This is a genomic window from Nonomuraea diastatica, assembly GCF_004349015.1.
In the GTDB taxonomy this organism is placed as follows: Bacteria; Actinomycetota; Actinomycetes; order Streptosporangiales; family Streptosporangiaceae; genus Nonomuraea; species Nonomuraea diastatica.
In genome coordinates, this window is sequence record NZ_SMKP01000336.1 from 1 (window position 1) to 5,053 (window position 5,053).

The 5,053-nt window shown below is 68.7% G+C and carries 5 protein-coding genes and 1 pseudogene; 3 read left to right on the forward strand and 3 right to left on the reverse strand.

Annotated elements, in window-relative coordinates; genetic code table 11:
- Both E1294_RS50970 and wrbA read right to left on the reverse strand, forming a co-directional pair.
- The coding region (locus E1294_RS50970) for an MFS transporter (RefSeq protein ID WP_132520264.1) at window positions 1-460 on the reverse strand (460 nt) is incomplete at its 3' end.
- A gap of 26 nt (window positions 461-486) precedes the next feature.
- Window positions 487-1,146, reverse strand: coding sequence for an NAD(P)H:quinone oxidoreductase (gene wrbA, locus E1294_RS50975; RefSeq protein ID WP_132520267.1), 660 nt, complete (start codon window positions 1,144-1,146; stop codon window positions 487-489).
- A 78-nt stretch (window positions 1,147-1,224) separates the two neighbouring features.
- Between wrbA and E1294_RS50980 the strand changes: the two genes are divergently transcribed.
- A complete protein-coding gene (locus tag E1294_RS50980; protein ID WP_132520270.1) occupies window positions 1,225-1,686 on the forward strand; it encodes a MarR family winged helix-turn-helix transcriptional regulator in 462 nt (153 codons plus the stop codon).
- A 238-nt stretch (window positions 1,687-1,924) separates the two neighbouring features.
- Here E1294_RS50980 and E1294_RS56950 read toward each other — a convergent pair whose 3' ends face one another.
- On the reverse strand, window positions 1,925-2,851 hold the full coding sequence (locus E1294_RS56950; protein WP_132520273.1) for a TetR family transcriptional regulator: 927 nt from the start codon (window positions 2,849-2,851) through the stop codon (window positions 1,925-1,927).
- Window positions 2,852-3,047: 196 nt separating this feature from the next.
- Between E1294_RS56950 and E1294_RS50990 the strand changes: the two are divergent.
- Together E1294_RS50990 and E1294_RS50995 are read left to right on the forward strand one after the other, a co-directional pair.
- Window positions 3,048-3,953 (forward strand): annotated as a pseudogene (locus E1294_RS50990) (RNA polymerase sigma factor); the annotation flags it as partial.
- 110 nt (window positions 3,954-4,063) lie between these two features.
- The gene (locus E1294_RS50995; RefSeq protein WP_132520279.1) at window positions 4,064-4,834 is read left to right on the forward strand and encodes a class I SAM-dependent methyltransferase; all 771 of its coding nucleotides are present in this window, start codon (window positions 4,064-4,066) and stop codon (window positions 4,832-4,834) included.
- Window positions 4,835-5,053 lie beyond the last annotated feature (219 nt).

The following is a 5,053-nucleotide window of genomic DNA, read 5'->3' on the forward strand; positions in this document are numbered from 1 at the left end:
CCCCGCCCGAGGCGGACCATGCGCCGAACGCCTTGGCACGCGCGGCCGGCCCGGTGAAGGAGGTGTTGATCACGGCCAGCGTCGCCGGTGCCATCATGGCGGCCCCGATGCCCTGCGCCACGCGGGCCGCCACCAGGACCTCCGGAGCGGCGGCCAGGCCGCCGGCCAGGCTCGAGACGGAGAACGCCACCAGCCCGGCGACCAGCATCCGGCGGGGCCCGAAGAGGTCGGCGGCGCGGCCGCCCAGCAACATGAAGCCGCCGAAGGTCAGCAGGTAGCCGTTGACCACCCAGGCCAGGCCGGTGGGCGTGAAGCCGAGCTCCCCGCCGATGGAGGGCAGGGCGAGGTTCACGATGGACGAGTCCAGGATCACCATGAACTGGCACGCGCACGCGAGCGCCAGGATCATCCAGGCGCGGCCGGTGCGCTGCCTGGCAGGCGGAGTCGTGGTGCCGGTCATGACGCCTTCCCTTGCCGGCCGGCCGTTCACGAGGTCTGGGAGGTCGTCGCGGCGATGGTTTCGCGGGCGTTGCCGCCGTCGGCGGCGCGGCCGTCCCCCAGCAGCCGCATCGTGATGTGGGCCAGCCTCCGTCCCTGATACCTGGCCGCTTCCAGCGCCGCGGCGTCGGAGCCGTCTCCGTTCACCAACGACGTGCCGTACGGGTTGCCGCCGGCGGCGGACACGACGGGATCGGTGAATCCGGGCGGGACGATCAGCGCTCCCCAGTGGTAGAAGACGTTGCCCAGCGACAAGATCGTGGCCTCGTTGCCGCCGTGCCGGTTGAACGCCGAGGTGAACGCCGTCACCGGCTTGTCCGCCAGCCTGCCTTCCCGCCACAGTCCGCCGGCCTGGTCGATGAACTGCTTGAGCTGCGCGGCCGGTGTGCCGAACCGGGTCGGCGTGCCGAAGGCGAAGGCGTCGGCCCACGCCAGGTCCTCGATCTGGGCCTGGGCGATGGACGCTGTGGCGTCGGCGTGCCGCCGCCACAGCGGGTTCTGGGCGATCGCGCTGCCGGACGCCAGCTCGGCGACCCGCCGCAGCCGCACTTCGGCTCCGGCAGAGGCGGCTCCTTCGGCGACGGCCTGCGCGAGTGCGTGCACCTTGCCTGTCGCGCTGTAGTAGATGACGGCGACCTTCACGGTCATGTGCAGCCCCTCGATGTCGTGTAGGATTAGTTATCCGAATAACTATTATGCGCATAACCAATCTGTCAAGGAGAGCCGATGGACTTCGAGCAAGCCGACGCCCTCAACCAGGCCATCCGCCTGTTGAGCCTGCGCCACCGGGCCAGGGCCGCGGCGCTGCTGGCCCCGCTCGGCCTGCACCCCGGGCAGGAGGCGCTCCTGCTCGAACTCGCCAGGACCGGCCCGATGATCCAGGCGGAGCTCAGCGAGGCCCTCGGTTGCGAGCCGCCCAGCGTCACGCTCATGACCCGCAAGCTCGAAGCGGCCGGACACGTCCGCCGCACTCCCGCCCCCTCGGACAGGCGCGCCAGCGTCGTCGAACTCACCGACAGCGGCAAGGCGCTGGTCGGCCAGATCAAGCGGCTGTGGTGCGCTCTGGCGGGCGAGACCGTGACCGGCCTGCCCGCCCAGACCGTGGCGGAGCTGCCCCGCATCCTCAGGGCCCTGGCCGGCAACGTGGACGCGAGAGCCCGCCGCCCGCACGGCTCCGGCACGGTCTAGCAGCACGATTCCGGCGGCCCGCCGGAAGGTGGGGGCAGCCATGCGGTCCTTTGCGCGCGACGTTGCGCTGGATCCCGAGTCGCCGGGGGCGCCGAAGGCCGGCGACCGAAGGCTGTGCTCCCGGCCGGCGTCGCGTCCATCCGCTAAGGCCGGCATGGAGCCTGCGGAAGATCATCCTGATCGGCGGCAGGACCGTGATCCTGAACGGATCGGCCCAGCCGCGCCGCCGGGTGGCCGCCTACGCCGGCCGGCGGACAGCGTAGGCGCTGATGGCGGGTTCGAGGAGGTCGAAAACGCGCCGCGCGGTCTCGGCGAGCGCTCCGGCGATCTCGTCGTCGTCCTGTCCGGCCAGGGTGCGGCGCTGCAACTCGCGGAAGAGCAGCCGGTCGGCCGCCGCGAGTTGCGCCGCCACCGCACGTGCGACGATCACACCGCCCTCGGCGTCGTCGCCGGGAGGCGTCCCGTCCGCTCCACCGCTCCTGCGGGTGGCGTCGGTCTCGCCGGTTTCCCCGGTCCTCCCGGTTTCCCCGGTCCTCCCGGTTTCCCCGGTCCTCCCGGTTTCCCCGGTCCTCCCGGTTTCCCCGGTCCTCCCGGTTTCCCCGGTCCTCCCGGTTTCCCCGGTCCTCCCGGTTTCCCCGGTCCTCCCGGTTTCCCCGGTCCTCCCGGTTTCCCCGGTCCTCCCGGTCTCGCCGGTTTCGTCGATTCTCCGGATCTCGCCGGTTTCGCCGATTTCGGTGGTGAGCAGCTTGGCGAGGGCCCCTTCGCGCTGGTCGTGCAGGTCGCGCAGCCGGGCGACCAAAGTCGGGCTGTCGGCGATCATCCGGGCGAAGTCGCGTCCGGTGAAGCCGACGACCGGGTCACGCTGTTCCAGCGCCTGCGCATATGCTCGACGTACCGCGCTCAGCGCCGACTCCCCAGGTGGGCGCCGGGCGACCGCCTCCGCCAGGCCCGCCACGAACGCCTCGTGGTGGTCCAGGGCTAGATCCTCTTTACGGGGGAAGTAATTGGTGACGGTCATCTTGGCCACCCTGGCGGCGCCGGCGATGTCGGCGATCGTCGTGCGGTCGAAGCCACGTTGCAGGAACAGTTGGGTAGCGTGGTCAGAGATGGCCTGCCTGGTCTCGCGCTTCTTCTGTTCCCTCAATCCCAAGGTGTCGATGCTCATGGCCGCAGTCTCCCACAGATTTTTAGGTCCGGCCTACATCTAGGTTGACTCAAGATGAGTGCACACCTAATGTTAGGCGCAACCTAAATTTGGTTCGCCGTCCACCCTGCCCAACGCGAGCGAGGAGAGTGTTTTGTCCCAAGCAGCAGAGGTTCTCGAGCTGGACGAAAGCGCCGCCGACAGTGGCACCGCCGTCGGCGCCGACTCGGTCAAGACCTACCTGAAAGAGATCGGGCGGGTGCCGCTCCTCACCGCCGAGCAGGAGATCGAGCTGGCCAAACGCATCGAGGCCGGGCTGTTCGCCAGAGAGCGGCTCGACACCGAGCCCGACCTTCCCGCCGAGCTCCGCGCCGACCTGGAGTGGATCGCCGCCGACGGCACGCGGGCCAAGCAGCGCATGCTGGAGGCCAACCTCCGGCTGGTCGTGTCCATCGCCAAGCGCTACACCGGTCGCGGCATGCTCTTCCTCGACCTGATCCAGGAGGGCAACCTCGGCCTGATCCGGACGATCGAGAAGTTCGACTACCGGCTCGGCTACAAGTTCTCCACCTACGCCACGTGGTGGATCAAGCAGGCGATCACCCGCGCCATGGCCGACCAGGCCCGCACGATCCGCATTCCCGTGCACATGGTGGAGCTGATCAACAAGGTGGCACGGGTGCAGCGGCGCCTGCAGAGCGACCTCGGCCGCGAGCCCACACCGGAGGAGATCGCCAAGGAGAGCGAGCTCGAAGTGAGCCGCGTCATCGAGGTGCAGGGCTACGGCCGCGAGCCCATCTCGCTGCACACGCCGCTCGGCGAGCAGGGCGACAGCGAGTTCGGCGACCTCATCGAGGACACCGAGGCGGTCTCCCCGGCCGACGCGGTGTCGTTCACCCTGCTCCAGCAGCAGCTGCACGCCCTGCTCGACCAGCTCTCCGAGCGCGAGGCGGGAGTGATCAGCATGCGTTACGGCCTGGCCGACGGCAAGCCGCGCACGCTCGACGAGATCGGGCGTGTCTACGGCGTCACCAGGGAACGGATCCGGCAGATCGAGGCCAAGACGATGTCCAAGCTCCGCCATCCGTCCCGCTCTCTGGCGCTGCGCGACTACCTGAGCTGACCGTTCACCTGGCGCGCGAGGTTCCGGAGAAGAAAGGCTGCGCAAACGGGAACTCAAGACTATCGCCACAGCCCCTTGGATGTTGCTGTGAGTGACCTAGATTCCCAGGCGTGAAACGCTCCCGTTCGAGCCTCGTCCACCAAGTGACGTACGCGTTCAAGAACCCGCGCAAGATCCTGCCCCACCTGAGGCGGCTCGCCCGCGACACCTGGTTCAGGCTGCACACACGCGACCACGTCGCCTACTACCGTGCCGTCATGAAGTCCGACACCGCGCGAGACCCCGAGGGCGCGGTCGGCTCCCACACGCACCGCCGGTGGCTGGCGCTGGGCCGTATGCAGTTCGACTACCTCGTGGAACACGGGCTGAAGCCGGAATGCCGGATGCTGGAGATCGGCTGCGGCAACCTGCGGGCCGGTCACCTGTTCATCGACTACCTGCACACCGGCAACTACTACGGCATCGACATCTCGCCCGACATTCTGATGGCGGCCCAGGACACCCTCACCGAACACGGGCTGGGCGACAAGCTTCCGCACCTGACCCCCGTACGCGACCTGCGCTTCGCCTTCCTGCCCGACGAGCACTTCGACGTCGTCCACGCGCACAGCGTCTTCTCCCACTCGCCGCTCGACGTGATCGAGGAGTGCTTCGCCCACGTCGGCCGCGTCATGAAACCCGGCGGATGGTTCGACTTCACCTTCGACCGGACCGAGGGCAAGGAGCACCAGGTGCTGCGGGAGGACTTCTACTACCGCACCGAGACCCTGATCGCGCTGGCCTCCAAGCACGGGCTGCAGGCGAGGTTCATGGACGACTGGGAACGCCTGCCGCACAAGCAGTCGAAGATCCGCGTCACCCGGCGGGCCGACGCCCCCTAGAGTACTTTGTTAGTTCGTCATGGTGGTCGTTGATGGCAGGTGGCATCGGCCTGCCCAGGTCGCTAACAGCACCTGGAGCACGTTGAGGATCTTGTAGAAGGTCAGGCCGCCCCAGCCGCTTTTGGGCTGGTCAAGCGCAGTTCAGTGAGGAACAGGTTAGCGGCCGAAGCCAGGGTGACGTGGCGATGCCAGCCGGTCCAGGAACGCCCCTCGAAGTGG